General features: G+C 73.3%; 1 protein-coding gene (running past one end of the window). It reads left to right on the top strand.

Translation table 11 applies throughout. From position 1 onward, the window contains the following. Nucleotides 1-18965, top strand: the final stretch of a protein-coding gene (locus tag Aco04nite_RS49310; protein WP_280519480.1) for a type I polyketide synthase. The gene continues 20572 nt to the left of window position 1, outside the view; the window shows 18965 of its 39537 coding nt (coding positions 20573-39537); its start codon lies beyond the left edge, outside the window; it ends in the stop codon at nt 18963-18965. Nucleotides 18966-18979: the final 14 nt, after the last annotated feature.

The raw sequence follows: 18979 nt of genomic DNA, 5'->3' as shown, positions 1-18979 counted from the left end.
TGCCCGCGACGCTGGTCTTCGACTACCCGACCCCGGCCGCGCTCACCGCCCACCTGATCGAGGAGTTGCTCGGCGCCGACGCCCCGGCCGCCCCGGCCCCGGTCACCCGCGCGACCGGCACCGACCCGATCGTCATCGTCGGCATGAGCTGCCGCCTGCCCGGCGGCGTACGCAACCCCGAGGAGTTGTGGGAGCTCGTCGCGGGCGAGGTCGACGCGATCGGCGCGTTCCCGGCCGACCGCGGCTGGGACGCAACGTCCGGCGCCACCTACGCCCGGGCCGGCGGCTTCGTCGACGAGGCCACCGGCTTCGACGCCGACTTCTTCGGCATCTCCCCGCGTGAGGCGCTGGCCATGGATCCGCAGCAGCGGGTGCTCCTCGAAGGCGCCTGGGAGGCGTTCGAGGACGCGGGCATCCCGGTCGACACGCTGCGCGGCTCCGGAACCGGCGTCTTCGTCGGCGTGGCCTCCTCGAACTACAACACCGACGTCCAGGACGCCGACGGGGTGGAGGGGCTGCTGCTGACCGGCGCCGCGACCAGCGTCGCGTCCGGGCGTATCGCGTACAGCCTCGGGCTCGAGGGCCCGGCCGTCACCATCGACACCGCGTGCTCCTCGTCGCTGGTCGCGCTGCACCTGGCGGCCCAGGCCCTGCGGGCGGGCGAGTGCGACCTGGCTCTGGCCGGTGGCGCCACGGTCATCACCAACCCGGGCATCTTCGCCGAGTTCAGCCGGCAGGACGGGCTCGCCGCGGACGGCCGGTGCAAGGCGTTCTCCGGCGACGCCGACGGCACGGGCATGGCGGAAGGCGTCGGCCTGCTCGTGGTCGAGCGGCTCTCCGACGCCCGCCGCAACGGCCACGAGGTGCTCGCCGTCGTGCGTGGCAGCGCCATCAACCAGGACGGCGCCTCCAACGGGCTGACCGCGCCGAACGGGCCCGCGCAGCAGCGGGTGATCCGCGCCGCGCTGGGGGCCGCCGGTCTGCGGACCGCCGACGTCGACGCGGTCGAGGCGCACGGCACGGGCACCGCGCTGGGCGACCCGATCGAGGCGCAGGCGCTGCTCGCGACGTACGGGCAGGACCGCCCCGCCGGGAACCCGGTCCGGATCGGCTCGGTCAAGTCGAACATCGGCCACACCCAGTCCGCGGCGGGTGTCGCGGGCGTCATCAAGATGGTCATGGCGATGCGGTACGGCCGGCTGCCCGCCAGCCTGCACGTCGGCGACCCGACGCCGCACGTCGACTGGTCCGCCGGGGACGCCGAGCTGCTCACCGAGTCCCGCGCGTGGGCGCGTGACGAGCGGCGGGTACGGCGGGCCGGTGTCTCGTCGTTCGGCATCAGCGGGACCAATGCGCACGCGATCATCGAGGAGCCGCCCGCGCCGGCGGTCGTTCCCGCAGCGCCGGCGGTTGACGGGCCGGTGGCGTGGGCGTTGTCCGCGCGTACTCCTGAGGCTCTGAGCGGTCAGGCCGCCGCCCTGAGCGACCTGGTGGTGCGTCGCCCGGAGCTGAGCCCGCTGGAGGTGGCCCGGGCGCTGGCGACCACGCGGGTGGTGCTCGAGCATCGTGCGGTGGTGGTCGGCGGCGACCTGGAGGGGCTGCTGGCCGGTCTCGACGCCGTGCTCGCCGGCGAGGTGCGGCAACCGGTCCGGGGTGGGCTCGCGGTGCTGTTCACCGGTCAGGGCTCGCAGCTGCCGGGCATGGGCGCCGAGTTGTACGCGCGTTTCCCGGTGTTCGCGGCGGCGTTCGACGCTGTCGCTTCACGGGCCGAGATCGTGTCGGATGAGCGTGTTCACGAGACGCAGCACACCCAGCTCGCACTGTTCGCCGTCGAGGTGGCGTTGTTCCGCCTCGTGGAGAGCTGGGGGGTCGTTCCGGACTTTCTGATCGGTCATTCGATCGGTGAGCTTGCCGCCGCACACGTTGCCGGGGTGTTCGATCTCGACGATGCGATCACGCTGGTGTCCGCTCGTGGTCGTCTGATGCAGGCGCTACCTGCGGGTGGCGCGATGTTGGCGATCGAAGCTTCCGAGGCGGAGGTTCGGTCGATCATCGGCGACACTCTCGATGTTGCGGCGGTGAACGGTCCGACGTCGGTGGTGGTGTCGGGTTCGGTCGAGGCGATCGAGGCGCTGAGGACGGATAGGCGGACGAAGCGTCTGCGGGTGTCGCATGCGTTCCATTCGCGGTTGATGGAGCCGATGCTCGACGAGTTCCGCGCGGTCGCGGAAACGATCGAATACGCGCAGCCGTCGATTCCGCTCGTCATGGACGGGTGGGACGCGGATTACTGGGTGCGGCAGGTGCGTGAGGCTGTTCGTTTCGCCGACGGCATCGCACAACTGAGCGCGCAGGGCGTGACGCGGTTCCTGGAGGTCGGGCCGTCGGGTGTGCTGACCGGGATGGTGCAGAACTGCCTGTCCGCGGAGAGCGGCGCGGACACGGTCGCGGTCGCTGCGCTTCGTGAGGACGAGGTCGGCGGGCTGCTGCGCGCGGCTGGCGAGCTGCACGCCGCCGGAGTGACCGTCGACTGGGCCGCCGTGCACGGACCGGCCGGCCCGCGGCGGATCACCCTTCCCACGTACGCGTTCCAGCGCCGTCGTTTCTGGCCCGAGGGCTCCGCCAGGCTCGCGGTGAACACCGTGGACGGGCAGTTCTGGGCCGCCGTCGAGCGCCAGGACATCAGCGGCCTCGCCGGCGTGCTCGGGCTCGGCGACGACGTGATCGGCCCGGTCCTGCCGGCGCTGTCGTTGTGGCGCCGGCGTCGCCAGGAAACGTCCACCGTCGACAGCTGGCGTTACCGGATCGGCTGGCGCCCGGTTGCCGGGCTGCCCGCTCCGGTGCTGTCAGGGACATGGCTGGTCGCCGGCGTGGAGGACGACGTCATCACGGCGTTGACCAGCGCGGGTGTCCGGGTTGTCGACGAGTTGTCGCCGGAGGTGTCCGGTGTTCTGAGTGGGCTTCCGCTGCTGGGTACGGCCGCGCTGGTGCGTGAGTTGGTCGCCGCGGATGTTGTGGTTCCGGTGTGGGCGGTGACCCGGGGTGCGGTGCGTACGGGTGAGCGTGATGGTGTGCCGGATCCGGTGCAGGCTCAGGTGTGGGGCTTCGGTCGCAGTGTGGCGTTGGAGGATCCGCAGCGCTGGGGTGGTCTGATCGATCTGCCGGCTGTGGTGGATGTGCGGGCGGGTTCGCGGTTGGTGTCGGTGCTGGCTCAGCGGGACGAGGACCAGGTCGCCATCCGCGCCACCGGCGTCTTCACCCGCCGCCTGCTCCCGGCCCCCGCCCCGGACACCGCATCCGAGTTCGTGGCACCCACCGGCTCCGTGCTGATCACCGGTGGCACCGGCGCGCTCGGCGCCGAGGCCGCCCGGCTGTTCGCCACCCGCGGCACCCCGCACCTGGTGCTGCTGAGCCGCCGCGGACCGGACGCCCCCGGCGCCACAGAACTGGCCCGGGAGCTAACCGCCCTCGGGGCCCGGGTCACGCTCGCCACCGGCGACGCCGCCGACCGGGACGACCTGGCCGCCGTCATTGCCGCGCTCCCCGACGACCTCCCGCTGCGCGGCGTCGTGCACGCCGCGGGCATCGTCGACGACGGCATGGCAGCCACACTCACCGACGACCGGTACGCGGCCGTCCTGGACGCCAAGGCCACTGCCGCCGACCACCTCGACGCTCTGACCGCCGGCATGGACCTCGAGCTCTTCGTGCTCTTCTCCTCGGTCGCCGGCACCCTGGGCAGCGCCGGGCAGGCCAACTACGCCGCCGCCAACGCGCACCTCGACGCGCTCGCCGAGGTCCGCCGGTCCCGCGGTGACGTCGCCACCTCCGTCGCCTGGGGTCCGTGGTCCGGCTCCGGGCTGGCCGCCGACGCGGCCCTGGCCGGCCGGATGCGCCGCGGCGGCCTCGTACCGATGCCCGCCGGACGGGCCGTCTCCGCCCTCACCGGTGCGCTGACCGCGGCCGACGTCACGCTCCTCGTCGCGGACATCGCCTGGAGCGCGTTCCTCCCCGGCTTCACCACCGCCCGCGGCTCTCGGCTCTTCAGCGACCTGCCGGGCCTGCCGGCCGCCGCCGTCACTACCGCCGGCCGCGCCGATCTGCGCAGCCGGCTGGGCGCGCTGAGCGGACCCGAGCGGGGCCGTGAACTGCTCGACCTCGTCCGCGCCCGGGCCGCCACCGTCCTCGGCCACGCCACGGGCACCACCGTCGACGCCACCCGTGCGTTCCGCGACCTGGGCTTCGACTCGCTCACCGGCGTCGAGCTCCGCAACGTGCTCGCCGCCGCCACCGGCCTGCGCCTGCCGGCCTCACTGGTCTTCGACTATCCGACCCCCACGGATCTGGCCGGCTACCTGCTCACCGAGCTGGGCCCGGTAGCCGTCGGAGCCGCCGAGGTCCGTGGCCCTGTTCTCAGCGGCTCAGTTCTCAGCGGCTCAGTTCTCAGCGGCCCGATCGTCGACGACGAGATCGTGATCGTCGGCATGGGCTGCCGCTACCCGGGCGGCGTCGAGTCGCCGGAGGACCTGTGGCGCCTCGTCATGAGCGGTGCGGACGGCATCACCGCGTTCCCGGCCGACCGCGGCTGGCAGGTGCCGGCGCAGCCCGGATTCGCCCCGGTGGGTGGGTTCGTGCACAACGCGTCGCAGTTCGACGCGGAACTGTTCGGGATCTCGCCGCGTGAGGCCCTGGCGATGGATCCGCAGCAGCGGTTGTTGCTCGAAGTCTCCTGGGAGACCTTCGAACGGGCGGGCGTGGACCCGCGGTCGCTGCGCGGGCGCCCGGTCGGTGTGTTCGTAGGTGCTTCCCATTCCGGGTACGGCGTGGGCGCCGAACTGGACGGGCACGGCTTGACGGGTGCCGCGAACAGCGTGATCTCCGGTCGCGTGGCTTACACGTTCGGTCTGGAAGGTCCGGCGGTCACGGTTGACACGGCGTGTTCGTCGTCGCTGGTGGCGTTGCACTGGGCAGTTCAGGCGCTGCGGAACGGTGAATGTGAGATGGCGCTGGTCGGTGGCGTCACCGTTATCGCCGGCCCGGAGGTGTTCGCCGAGTTCTCTCGTCAGGACGGCTTGTCGTCGGACGGCCGTTGTAAGTCGTACGCGAGTGCCGCTGACGGGACCGGTTGGGCCGAGGGCGCGGGTCTCCTCCTGGTGGAGCGCATGTCCGACGCCCGCCGCAACGGTCACGAGGTCCTCGCGGTGGTCCGGGGTAGCGCGGTCAACCAGGACGGTGCGTCGAATGGTTTGACGGCGCCGAATGGTCCGTCGCAGCAGCGCGTGATCCGGCAGGCTCTGGCCAGCGCTGGTCTCAATGCGTCGGATGTGGACGTGGTTGAGGGTCATGGGACGGGTACCCGGTTGGGTGATCCGATCGAGGCGCAGGCGTTGCTGGCTACTTATGGTCAGGAACGGGACCGGCCGTTGTGGTTGGGGTCGGTGAAGTCGAACATCGGTCATACGCAGGCCGCGGCGGGTGTTGCGGGCATCATCAAGATGGTTATGGCGATGCAGTATGGTGTGTTGCCGTCGACGCTTCATGTTGATGAGCCTTCGGGTCATGTTGACTGGACGGCTGGTTCAGTCAAGTTGTTGACGTCAACCCAGTCGTGGGACAGCAATGTTCGCCGGGCGGGTGTTTCGTCGTTCGGTATCAGTGGGACGAACGCACACACGATCATCGAGCAGGCGCCTGCTGTTCGTGAGCCGATACCGGTTGTCCCGGTGCTGGACGGCCCGACGGCGTGGTTGGTGTCCGGGCGGTCGGTGCAGGCGTTGCAGGCCCAGGCATCCCGGTTGCGTGCTCTTGCCGAGCCGGACGTGTTCGCTGTCGCGGCTGCTCTGGCGCGTTCGCGTGCGGTGTTGGAGCACCGGGCTGTTGTGGTCGCGGATTCCGCGGTCGGTTTTGATGCCGGTCTAGCTGCTGTGGCTGATGGTCGTAGTGCCGCTGGTGTTTTCGCCGGGGCGGTGCAGGACGGCCGTTTGGCGATGTTGTTCACGGGCCAGGGGTCTCAGACGCCGGACATGGCGGTGGATCTTTATGAGCGGTTCCCGGTGTTCGCTGATGCCTGGGACGCGATCGCTTCGCGGGCCGAGATCGTGTCGGATGAGCGTGTTCACGAGACGCAGCACACCCAGCTCGCACTGTTCGCGTTCGAGGTGGCGTTGTTCCGCCTGTATGAGAGCTGGGGGATTGTTCCCGACTTCCTGCTCGGTCATTCGATCGGTGAGTTGGCTGCCGCGCACGTGGCGGGTGTGTTCGATCTGGACGATGCGATCTCGCTGGTGTCTGCTCGTGGTCGTCTGATGCAGGCGCTTCCTGCTGGTGGCGGGATGCTGGCGATCGAAGCTTCCGAGGCGGAGGTTCGTTCGATCATCGGCGACGATCTCGATGTTGCTGCGGTCAACGGTCCGACGTCGGTGGTGGTGTCCGGTCCGGTCGCGGCGATTGACGCTTTGACCACGGACAAGCGGACAAAACGGCTGCAGGTGTCGCATGCGTTCCATTCGCGGTTGATGGAACCGATGCTCGACGAGTTCCGGGCGGTCGCGGAGACGATCACTTACGGACAGCCGCGGATCCCGTTGGTGATGGATGGCTGGGACGCCGAGTACTGGGTGCGGCAGGTGCGGGAGGCCGTCCGGTTCGCGGACGGCATTGCACGGCTCAGTGCGCAGGGCGTGTCGAGGTTCCTGGAGGTCGGACCGTCGGGGGTGCTCGCCGGGATGGCGGCCACCTGCCTGGGCGGCGATGACGTTGTCGTGCGGGGGGATCGGCCGCTGGAGGCGGTCGCGAAGCTGCATGTGGCCGGTGTCGGGGTGGACTGGACCAGGGTGCTGCCGGCCGGGCATCGGGTGGAGTTGCCGACGTATGCGTTCCAGCGTGACCACTACTGGGCTCTTCCGGCCGGTAAGCGACGGGACTGGCGCTACCAGGCCCGGTGGGCGCCGCTCGCCGACCCCGGAACCGCCGTGCTCAGCGGCAGCTGGCTGGTCGTGGGCGAGGACGTCTCCGATGTGGAGACGGCGCTGCGGGCGGCGGGTGCTGAGCTCGTCGTGGCCGGCACCGGTACACCTCCCGCGATCACCGGTGTGGTGGCGTTGCCCCGCTCGGCGCAGGAAGCCCTGGAGCTGGTGCAGCGGTTCGGCGACGACACCCCGGTGTGGTGCCTGACGCGGGGCGCGGACACCGACCCCGAGCTGGCAGCCGTGTGGGGGCTGGGCCGGGTCGCGGCGCTGGAGCTTCCGCGGCGCTGGGGCGGCCTCGTCGACATCCCGCCGATGCTGGACGAGACCGCGGGCAGGCGGCTGGCCGCCGTGCTCGCCGGGCAGGGCGAGGACCAGGTCCGGATCGACGCCGACGGCGTGTACGGGCGGCGTCTGCGCCGGGCTCCGGCCCCGGCGGGCACCGCACCCGTACTCGACGGCACGGTGCTCATCACCGGTGGCACCGGCGCGCTGGGTGCGGCCGTGGCTCGCCGGCTCGCCGGTCGGGGAGTGCCGCGGCTGGTGCTGACCAGCCGGCGTGGCCTCGACGCGCCCGGCGCCGGTGACCTGCTCGCCGAGCTGACCGGGCTGGGCGCCGACGTCACGATCGAGTCCTGCGACGTGGCCGATGCCGACGCGCTCGCCGGTGTGCTGGCAGCGGTGCCCGCGGACCAGCCGTTGCGGGGTGTCGTGCACGCCGCCGGGGTGCTGGACGACGCCACGGTGGAGTCGTTGACGCCGGAGCGGCTGACGGCGGTGCTGCGGGCCAAGGCGACCGCGGCGGAGAACCTCGATCGGCTCACCCGTGACGCGGACCTGAGCATGTTCGTGCTCTTCTCGTCGATGGCGGGCACGATCGGCAGCCCGGGTCAGGGCAACTACGCGGCGGCGAACGCCTACCTGGACGCGGTGGCCCGCCGGCGCCACGACCACGGACTCGTGGCGACCTCGATCGCGTGGGGACCGTGGGCCGGCACCGGCATGGCCGCCGGGGAGACCCTGGCCGGGCGGCTCGAACGGCTCGGGCTGCCCGCGCTCGCACCGCAGGCGGCGCTCGACGAGCTCGACGCCGCCGTCGCGGACCCGGCGCCCGTCGTCATGATCGCGGACGTGGTGTGGGAGGAGTTCGCGCCGGCCCTCACCACCACGCGGGCGAGCAGGCTGCTCGATGACGTGGCTCCCACCCGTACCCACAAAAATGCTGTCGCCGAACGGCCCGCAACCGGACTCGCGGGTCTGCTCGCCACGATGAGCGGGGCCGACCGGGCCGGATACGTCAGCGGGTTCGTCCGCGACGAGGTCGCCGCGGTGCTCGGCCACCGGGACGCCGGGACCGTGGACACCGCGCGGGCGTTCAAGGACCTCGGGTTCGACTCGCTCACCGCCGTCGAGCTGCGCAACCGGCTCGCCGCCGGGACCGGGCTGACCCTGCCCGCCGGCCTCGTCTACGACCACCCGACCGTGGCCGCGCTCGCCCGGTTCCTCCTCGGCCGGCTCACCGGCGACGGGGACACCGGCCGGACCCGCGCCGCCGTGGCCGTCGACACCGCCGACCCGATCGTCATCGTGGGCATGGCCTGCCGCTTCCCCGGCGGTGTGAGCTCGCCCGAGGACCTGTGGCGGATGGTCGACGAGGGCTCCGACGCGATCGGGCCGTTCCCGCAGGACCGGGGCTGGGACCTGGCCGCGCTGCACGGCGACGGGCCCGGCTCGTCGGCCACCCACGAGGGCGGCTTCCTCACCGACGTGGCGCGCTTCGACGCCGCGCTGTTCGGCATCTCGCCCCGCGAGGCCGTCGCCATGGACCCGCAGCAGCGGCTCCTGCTGGAGACGGCGTGGGAGGCCTTCGAACGCGCCGGGCTCGACCCGCACGGCCTGCGGGGCACCGACACCGGCGTGTTCGTCGGCACCAACGGCCAGGACTACACCGCCCTGGCCGCCCAGGCGCCCGGCGGCGGGGACGGCTTCGGTGCCACCGGCACGGTCGCGAGCGTGATGTCGGGCCGGCTCTCGTACGCGTTCGGCCTCGAGGGCCCGGCCGTCACCGTCGACACGGCGTGCTCGTCGTCGCTGGTGGCCCTGCACCTCGCCGGGCAGGCCCTGCGCGCCGGGGAATGCGACCTGGCCCTGGTCGGCGGCGTGACCGTGATGGCGACGCCGTACTCGTTCGTGGAGTTCACCCGGCAGGGCGGGCTCGCCACCGACGGCCGGTGCAAGGCGTTCGGCGCGGACGCGGACGGCACCGGCTGGTCCGAGGGCGTCGGCCTGCTCGTGGTCGAGCGGATGTCCGACGCCCGGCGCCACGGCCACGACGTGCTCGCCGTGGTCCGGGGCAGCGCGGTCAACCAGGACGGCGCCTCCAACGGTCTCACCGCCCCGAACGGCCCCGCGCAGCAGCGGGTCATCCGGCAGGCGCTCGCCTCCGCGGGCTGGACGGCCGGCGACGTGGACGTCGTCGAGGCGCACGGCACCGGCACCCAGCTCGGTGACCCGATCGAGGCCGAGGCCCTGCTCGCGACGTACGGTCAGGAACGTGACCGGCCGCTGTGGCTGGGCTCGGTCAAGTCGAACATCGGTCACACCCAGGCCGCGGCGGGTGTCGCGGGCCTGATCAAGATGGTGATGGCGCTGCGGCACGGGGTGCTGCCGCCCACGCTGCACGCCGGCGAGCCGACCCCGTCGGTGGACTGGGCGTCCGGCCCGGTCCGGCTGCTCACCGAGGCACAGCCGTGGACCGGCCCGGTGCGGCGCGCGGCGGTGTCGTCGTTCGGCATCAGCGGTACCAACGCCCACACGCTGCTGGAGATGGGCGACGAGCCCACCGAGCCCGCCCCGGCTGTTGCCGGGCCGGTGCCGCTGGTGCTCTCCGCCGGTACGGCCGGGGCGTTGCGCGCTCAGGCGGCCCGGTTCGCCGCCGCGGGCATCGCCGGCCTCGCGGGCGCGGCCCGGACGCTGGTCACCGCTCGCGCGCAGCTCGAGAACCGCGCCGTCGTCCTCGGCGGTGGTGAGTCGCTTGCCGCCCTCGCGGACGGTGTCGAGCGTTCCGACGTCATCAGCGGCGTCGCGGCGCCGGGCGGGCTGGCCGTCCTCTTCGCGGGCCAGGGGTCTCAGACGCCGGACATGGCCGCGGATCTGTACGAGCGGTTCCCGGTGTTCGCCGCTGCCTATGACGAGGTGGCGTCGCGGCATGAGGTTGTCGCTGATGAGCGGATCCACGAGACGCAGCACACCCAGATCGCTTTGTTCGCGTACGAGGTGGCGTTGTTCCGCTTGTACGAGAGCTGGGGTGTCGTTCCGGACTTCCTGCTGGGTCATTCGATCGGTGAGTTGGCTGCCGCGCACGTTGCGGGTGTGTTCGATCTGGACGATGCGGTCAGGTTGGTGTCTGCTCGTGGTCGTTTGATGCAGGCGCTTCCTGCGGGTAGTGCGATGTTGGCGATCGAGGCTTCTGAGGCGGATGTTCGTTCGATCGTCGGCGACACGCTGGATGTTGCGGCGGTGAACGGTCCGACGTCGGTGGTCGTGTCTGGTTCCGTCGCGGCGATCGAGGCGCTGAAGACTGATAAGCGGACCAAGCGGCTGCGGGTGTCGCATGCGTTCCATTCGCGGTTGATGGAGCCGATGCTCGATGAGTTCCGGGTGGTCGCGGAAACGATCAGCTACGCGCAGCCTTCGATTCCGCTCGTCATGGATGGGTGGGACGCGGAGTACTGGGTGCGGCAGGTTCGTGAGGCTGTCCGGTTCGCCGACGGGATCGCACAGCTCAGCGCGCAGGGGGTGACGCGGTTCCTGGACGTCGGACCGTCGGGTGTGCTGGCCGGGATGGCGGCCGGTTGCCTGGACGGCGAGGCCGTCGTCGTGCGCGGCGACCGGCCCGTCGAGGCGGCGGCGCGGCTCTACGTGCACGGTGCCACCGTGGACTGGACGGCCGTGGTGCCCGAGGCGGCCCGGGTCGACCTGCCCACCTACCCGTTCGGCGGGGAGCGCTACTGGATCGAGGGGACGCTCGCGCCCCGCGGTGAGGTCAGCGCCTTCGGCCAGGAGGACGCCGGGCACCCGATGCTCGGCGCGGCCCTCACGCTGCCCGACGGCGGCGCGGTCTACACCGGCCGGCTCGCCGTTGCCGGCCAGCCGTGGCTCGCCGACCACGTCGTGCTCGGGCGGATCCTCGTACCGGGCACGGCCTACGTGGACCTCGCCCTGCACGCGGGGCAGCGGCACGACTGCCCGGAGTTGGTCGAGCTGACCCTGGAGGCGCCGCTCGCCGTACCCGCTTCCGGGGCTGTGCGGCTGCAGCTCACGCTCGGGGCGGCGGACGCGGGCGGGGAACGTACGCTCGACATCCGCTCCCGGCCGGAAGGCGGCGACGCTGCCTGGACCCGGCACGCATCCGGCCGGCTCGGCACCGCGACCAGGGCAACCACGGGTGCTGATCTGACGACCTGGCCGCCCGTCGCGGCCGAGCCGATCGACGTCACCACCCTCTACCCCGACCTCGCCGAGGGCGCGGGAATGGCCTACGGACCGCTGTTCCGCGGCCTGATCGCCGCGTGGCGGCTCGGCACCGACGTGTACGCCGAGGTGCGGCTGCCCGAGAACGGCCACGCGGACGCGTCGCGCTACCACCTGCACCCCGCGCTGTTCGACGGTGCGCTGCACGCCATGGCGCTCGGCCTGACCGGCGGCGACGTCCGGGCCCGGCTGCCGTTCGCCTTCACCGGGGTGCGTCTGCATGCCGCGGGCGCGGCCGTGCTGCGGGCCCGGCTCGCCTCGGCGGGCGCCGACGCCGCCACGCTCGACCTCGCGGACGGCACCGGAGTCCCCGTGGCTACGGTGACGTCGCTCGCCTTGCGTGCGGTCTCGGCCGGGCAGCTCGATCGCAGCGGCACGCCCGCGGTGTCCGACGCGCTGTTCCGCGTCACCTGGATCCCCGCGGAACCTGTCGCCGGGCACGACGGGCCGATCGCGATCACCGGCACGGGCACCCTCGCCGCTGCCCTCGCCGCCGCCACCCACCTGAACGACCCGGCCGACGCCGCCGGCCTCGTCCTGCACGTGCTGCCTGTTGCCGGGGACCCGCACACCGGCGTGCAGCGGGCGCTCGCCCTCGTCCAGGAGCGGATCGCCGACCCGGCGACCGAGGACAGCCGGCTCGTCGTCGTCACCCGGGGTGCGACCGCTGCCGGCGCCCCCGACCCGGACACCGATCTCGGTGCGGCCGCGGCCTGGGGCCTGCTCCGCTCGGTGCAGTCCGAGCACCCCGGCCGGTTCCAGCTGCTCGACCTCGACCCGGCACCCGGCTCCCTCGATGCCGTCCGTGCCGCCGTCGCGCTCGACGAGCCCCAGGTCGCCGTCCGCAACGGCGTCGCGCTGGTGCCCCGCATCGCCCGTCCCGCCACGGACCACCTCACGGTCCCGGCGGGCGGGGAGACCGTGGACTACCGGATGGAGGCCGGCGGCGACGGCACTTCGGACGATTTGCGCCTGGTGCCCGTACCCGTGGCATCGCTTGAAGCCGGTGAGGTCCGCATCGCGGTCCGCGCCGCCGGTATCAACTTCCGCGACGTGATGCTGGCCCTCGGCATGTACCCGGAGCCGGGTGTGCTCGGCGCCGAGGGTGCCGGCGTGGTTGTCGAGGTGGCGCCGGACGTCACCGCCCTGGTGCCCGGCGACCGCGTGTTCGGCATGATGACCGGCGGCCTGGGCTCGGCTGCCGTCACCGACGCCGACCTGGTCGCCCTGATCCCGGACGGCTGGACGTTCGCCGAGGCGGCATCCGTGCCGATCGTCTTCCTCACGGCCTACTACGCGCTGCAGGACCTGACCGGGTTGCGCCCGGGGGAGCGGGTCCTGATCCATGCGGGTACGGGTGGCGTGGGCATGGCCGCGGTCCAGCTGGCCCGCCTGTGGGGTGCCGAGGTGTACGCGACGGCCAGCCCCTCGAAGTGGGACGTGCTACGCGGCATGGGCCTGGACGACGCGCACATCGCCTCGTCGCGTGACCTGGCGTTCGCCACGAAGTTCCCGCAGGTGGACGTGGTCCTCAACGCGCTCGCCGGCGAGTACGTCGACGCGTCGCTGGGGCTGCTGCGCGCCGGCGGCCGGTTCGCCGAGATGGGAAAGACCGACATCCGGGATCCGCGATCGGTGCTCCCGGTGCGCTACCGGGCCTTCGACCTGTCGCAGGCGGGACCGGCCCGGATCGCCGAGATGCTGTCCGGCCTGCTCGCTCTGTTCGGTACGGGCGACCTGCGGCTGTCCCCGGTGACCGCCTGGGATCTGCGGGACGCCGGGCGCGCGTTCCGGCACCTCGGCCAGGCCCGGCACGTCGGCAAGAACGTGCTGACGATGCCGGCGCCGCTGGATCCCGACGGCACGGTGCTGATCACCGGCGGCACGGGCGCGCTGGGTGCCCTGTTCGCACGGCACCTCGTGACCGCGTACGGCGTACGCCATCTGGTCCTGCTCGGCCGCCGCGGCCCGGACGCACCCGGCGCCGCCGACCTGGTCGATGAGCTCGCGGGACTCGGCGCGCAGGCCCGGGTCGTGGCCGTCGATGCCGCCGACCGGGACGCGCTGGCCGCCCTGCTCGCGACGATCCCGGCCGCGCACCCCCTGACCGGGGTCGTGCACGCCGCCGGCATCGTCGACGACGGCACGGTCGCGGCACTGACACCGGAGCGCCTCGACGCGGTGCTGCGACCGAAGGCGGACGCCGCCCTGCACCTCGACGAGCTCACCGGCGACCTGCCGATGTTCGTGCTGTTCTCCTCAGCGTCCGCCGCGCTCGGCGCGCCGGGTCAGGCGAACTACGCCGCGGCCAACACCGTGCTCGACGCGCTGGCCGCCCGTCGCCGCGCCCGTGGCCGCAACGCCGTCGCGCTCGGCTGGAGCCTGTGGACCGAGGCCGGCGGCATGGGCGGGCGTCTCGGTGCCGCCCGGGCCACCCGAGCGACCCGCGTCGGCGGCGGCCTCACCACCGCCGAGGGCCTGGCCCTGTTCGACGCCGCGTACGGCAGCGCCGAGGCACACCTGCTGCCCATGCGGCTCGACCCGGCGGCGCTGACCGCCCCGGTGCCCGCGATCCTGCGCGGGCTGGCCCGCACCCCCGCCCGCCGGGCCGACGACGGCAGCACCCCGGGCGCCGGCACGCTCGCCGACCGGATCGCCGCGCTGAAGCCGGCCGAGCGGCCGCGAGCCCTGCGTGACCTGGTCGCCGAGCAGGTGGCGCTGGTCCTCGGGCACACCGATGCGGCGACGATCGGGCACACCAAGGCGTTCAAGGACCTGGGCTTCGACTCGCTCACGTCCGTGGAGCTGCGCAACCGGGTCAGCGCCGCGACCGGCCTGCGGCTGCCCGCCACGCTGGTCTTCGACCACCCGAGCGTCGGCGCGCTCGCCGGCCACCTGCTCGGCCTGCTCGGCGGGGACCTGGCGACGACCGTGGTCACCCGTGCCGCCGCGACGGCCGGTGACCCGATGGTCATCGTCGGCATGGCCTGCCGCTTCCCCGGCGGTGTCGGCTCACCCGAGGACCTGTGGCAGCTCGTCGCCGGTGGTGGCGACGCGATCGGCCCGTTCCCGACGGACCGGGGCTGGGACCTGACCGCCCTGTACGGCGACGGCCCGGCCGCCTCCGCCACCCACGCCGGCGGGTTCCTCGACGAGGCCGGCGGCTTCGACGCCGGACTGTTCGAGATCTCGCCCCGCGAGGCCCTGGCGATGGACCCGCAGCAGCGGCTCCTGCTGGAGGTCGCGTGGGAGGCGCTGGAGCGCTCCGGCATCGACCCGGCGTCGCTGCGTGGTTCGCAGTCGGGCGTCTTCATCGGTACGGCGGCCACCACCTACGGGCTGGGCATCGACCTGCCCGACACGGTGGCGGGGCACATGCTGACCGGCAGCGCGACCAGCGTGGCGTCGGGGCGGCTCTCGTACGCGTTCGGCCTCGAGGGCCCGGCCGTCACGGTCGACACGGCGTGCTCGTCGTCGCTGGTGGCCCTGCACCTCGCCGGGCAGGCCCTGCGCGCCGGGGAATGCGATCTGGCCCTGGTCGGCGGGGTCAGCGTCATGGCCGGGCCGGGGATCTTCACGGAGTTCTCGCGCCAGGGCGGGCTCGCCACCGACGGCCGGTGCAAGCCGTTCGGGGCGGACGCCGACGGCACCGGCTGGTCCGAGGGTGCGGGCCTGCTCGTGGTGGAGCGCATGTCCGACGCCCTGCGCCGCGGCCACGAGGTGCTCGCCGTGGTCCGGGGCAGCGCGATCAACCAGGACGGCGCCTCCAACGGGCTGACCGCTCCGAACGGCCCCGCGCAGCAGCGGGTCATCCGGCAGGCGCTGGCGAACGCGGGTCTCGCGCCCGGCGACGTCGACGTGGTCGAGGCGCACGGCACCGGCACCGCGCTCGGTGACCCGATCGAGGCGCAGGCGCTGCTCGCGACGTACGGGCAGGACCGGCCCGCGGACAAGCCGCTGTGGCTCGGCTCGGTGAAGTCGAACATCGGGCACACCCAGGCCGCCGCGGGCGCCGCCGGCCTGATCAAGATGGTGCTGGCGATGCGGCACGAGACGCTGCCCGCCACGCTGCACGCGGCCGAGCCGACCTCGCACGTCGACTGGTCGTCCGGCGCGGTGCGGCTGCTGACCGAGGCGCGGCCGTGGACCGGACCGGTACGGCGCGCGGCGGTGTCGTCGTTCGGCATCAGCGGCACGAACGCCCACACCGTGCTGGAGGCGCCTGCCGCAGCTCCGGCTCCGGCCACACCCGCGGTGCCGGCCGGCGGGCCGGTTCTGTGGATGTTGTCCGCGCGTACCCAGCCGGCGCTGCGGGCGCAGGCGGCCCGGCTGCGGGACTCCCTCGCCGACCGGCCGGAGGTGGACGTCGCCGCTGTCGGTGCCGCGCTGGCCACGACCCGGGCGGCGCTCGCCGAACGCGCCGTCCTGCTCGCGTCCGACGGTGCCGGCTTCGCCGACGCGCTGGACGCGTTTGCCGTGGGCAACCGGCACCCGGGCGTGATCACCGGGACGGCCCGCGACCGGCGCAGCGCGATGCTGTTCACCGGTCAGGGCTCGCAGCGACCGGGCATGGCCGACGAGCTCTACGAGCGGTTCCCGGCGTTCGCCGCCGCCTACGACGAGATCGTCGCGCGTCATGAGGTGGTCGCGGACGAGCGGATCCACCAGACGCAGCACACGCAGATGGCGCTGTTCGCGTTCGAGGTGGCGTTGTTCCGCCTGTACGAGAGCTGGGGAGTCGTTCCGGACTATCTGCTTGGTCATTCGATCGGTGAGCTTGCTGCCGCACACGTGGCGGGCGTGTTCGATCTGGATGATGCGATCAGGTTGGTGTCTGCTCGTGGTCGTTTGATGCAGGCGCTTCCTGCGGGTGGTGCGATGCTGGCGATCGAGGCTTCTGAGGCGGATGTTCGTTCTATCGTCGGCGACACGCTGGATGTTGCTGCGGTGAACGGTCCGACGTCGGTGGTCGTGTCGGGTTCGGTCGAGGCGATCGAAGCTGTGACCACGGACAGGCGGACGAAACGTCTGCAGGTGTCGCATGCGTTCCATTCGCGGTTGATGGAGCCGATGCTCGAGGAGTTCCGGGCGGTTGCGGAAACGGTCGAGTATGCGCAGCCGTCGATTCCGTTGGTGATGGGCGGCTGGGATGCGGACTACTGGGTGCGTCAGGTGCGTGAGGCTGTTCGGTTCGCTGACGGCATCGCGGAGCTGAGCGCCCGGGGGGTCACGACGTTCCTGGAGGTCGGTCCGTCGGGAGTCCTCGCCGGGATGGCGGCGGGGTGCCTGGACGGCGGTGAGACCGTGATCCGGGGTGACCGGCCGCTGGAGGCCGTCGCCACGCTCCACGCGACCGGGACCGTCGTCGACCGGGCCGCGCTGGCGCCCGCAGCGGGCCGCGTCGAGCTGCCGACCTATCCGTTCGAGCACGAGACGTACTGGCTGACGGGCACGCCGGTTGTCCGTACCCCGGCCGCCGAGCAGCGCTTCTGGGCCGCCGTCGAGGACGGTGACCTGGCCGCGTTCAGCGAGGGGCTGCAAGCGGGTGCCGACGACGACCAGGCCGCGGCGCTCGGTGCCGTGCTGCCGATGCTCGCCGACTGGCGACGCCGGCAGCGGACCGGTGCGGGCCTGGCCGAGCTGCGCTACCGGGCCGGCTGGCAGCCGTACCGGCCGGTGGCGGGCAAGCGCCGCACCTGGCTCACCGTCCTGCCGGAGAACGCCGGTGACTGGGCCGAGCAGGCCGCCGCGGCGGTCGGCGGCCCGCGGGTGACCCCCGGGCCCGAGCTGGACGGCCGGCTCGCCATGTTGACCGCCGAGGTCGACGGTGTCCTGTGGCTGCCGGGCACCGAGGCCGGTAACGCGCTTGCCGCGACGGTGGCGCTGCTGCAACGGGTCAACATCCCACTGTGGACGATGACCAGGGCGACAGACGACGACGGATCCGTCGGGGACGCCGCGATCTGGGGCCTCGGCCGGGCGGCGGCGCTGGAGCTCCCGGAGCGCTGGGGCGGCCTCGTCGAGGGCCCCGGAAGCTGGGACGCCACCACGCTCGCCGACCTGCCTGTCGTGCTGGGCGGGCCCGAGGACCAGGTGGCGCTGCGCGCGGACGGCCCGCTGCGCCGCCGGCTACGGCCCGCGGGTGAGCCCACCGGCCCGGCGCGGCCGTGGCAGCCCCGGGGCACCGTGGTCGTCACCGGCGGGACCGGCGGGCTCGGCGCCCGTACCGCGCACTGGCTCGCCGACCGTGGTGCGACCGCCCTGCTGCTGCTCAGCCGCAGCGGCCCGGACGCGGCCGGAGCGGACGGGCTGCGTACCGCACTCGCTAGCCGGGGCGTGCACGCCGACATCGTGGCGTGCGACGTCGCCGACCGGGACGCGCTCGCCGCGGCGCTCGCGACCGTACCGGCCGTCCGGCCGGTGACCGCGGTGGTGCACGCCGCCGGGGTGGACACCGCGCTGAGCGTCCAGGAGGCCGGCCCGGCCCACCTGGACGCCGTGCTCGCCGCCAAGGTGGCCGGCGCGGTGCACCTCGACGAACTGCTCGCCGGCACCCCGCTCGACGCGTTCGTCCTGTTCTCCTCGATCTCCGGGGTGTGGGGCAGCGGCGGCCAGGCGGCCTACAGCGCCGCGAACGCCGCCCTGGACGCCCTCGCCGCCCGCCGGCACGCCCGCGGCCTGCCCGCCACGGCGATCGCCTGGGGCCCATGGCGCGACGCGGGGATGGCCGCCGGTGGCGACGCCGACAGCTACCTGCGCCGCCGTGGCCTGCACCCCCTCGACCCCGAGGTGGCCCTGCGGGCGCTCGGCCAGGCCGTGGACCACGGTGAACAGGCCGTGGTCGTCGCGGACGTCGACTGGGCGCGGTTCACCAGCACGTTCACGGCCATGCGGCCCAGCCCGCTGCTGATCGAGCTCACCCCGGCCGGCACGGCGGGCATCGCCGCCGACGAGCCGGCCGGGTCCGCCCCGGACGAGCTCGGCGAACGGCTCGCCGCGGCGGCCGGCCCGGAGCAGCACCGCATCCTCGCCGACCTGGTGCTGGATGCCGTCGCCGCGACGCTGGGCCACGCCCACGCCGGGGCGATCGAGGCGACCCGGTCCTTCAAGGAGCTGGGCTTCGACTCGCTGACCGCCGTCGAGCTGCGCAACGGGCTCACCGCGGCGACCGGGCTGGTGCTGCCGGTGGGTCTCGTGTTCGACCACCCGACCCCGGCGGCGCTCGCCGCCGACCTGCACACCCGGCTCTGCGGCGACGACGAGCCGGCCGGTGACGAGGCCGCGGTACGCCGGGCCCTCGCGACCGTGCCGATGGCCCGGCTGCGCGACGCGGGCGTCCTCGACGTCCTGCTGCGTCTAGCCGGAGCCGGCACCCCCGCCGCGACCGAACCGGCGACCACTGACGATCTTGACGACCTCGACCTCGACTCACTCATCCAGATCGCCCTGGAGAACGACGACTCGTGAGCCGGACCCAGCCA

The organism is Winogradskya consettensis (assembly GCF_018332715.1).
Taxonomy (GTDB): Bacteria; Actinomycetota; Actinomycetes; order Mycobacteriales; family Micromonosporaceae; genus Actinoplanes; species Actinoplanes consettensis.
This window is presented reverse-complemented; position numbering and strand designations above follow the sequence as displayed.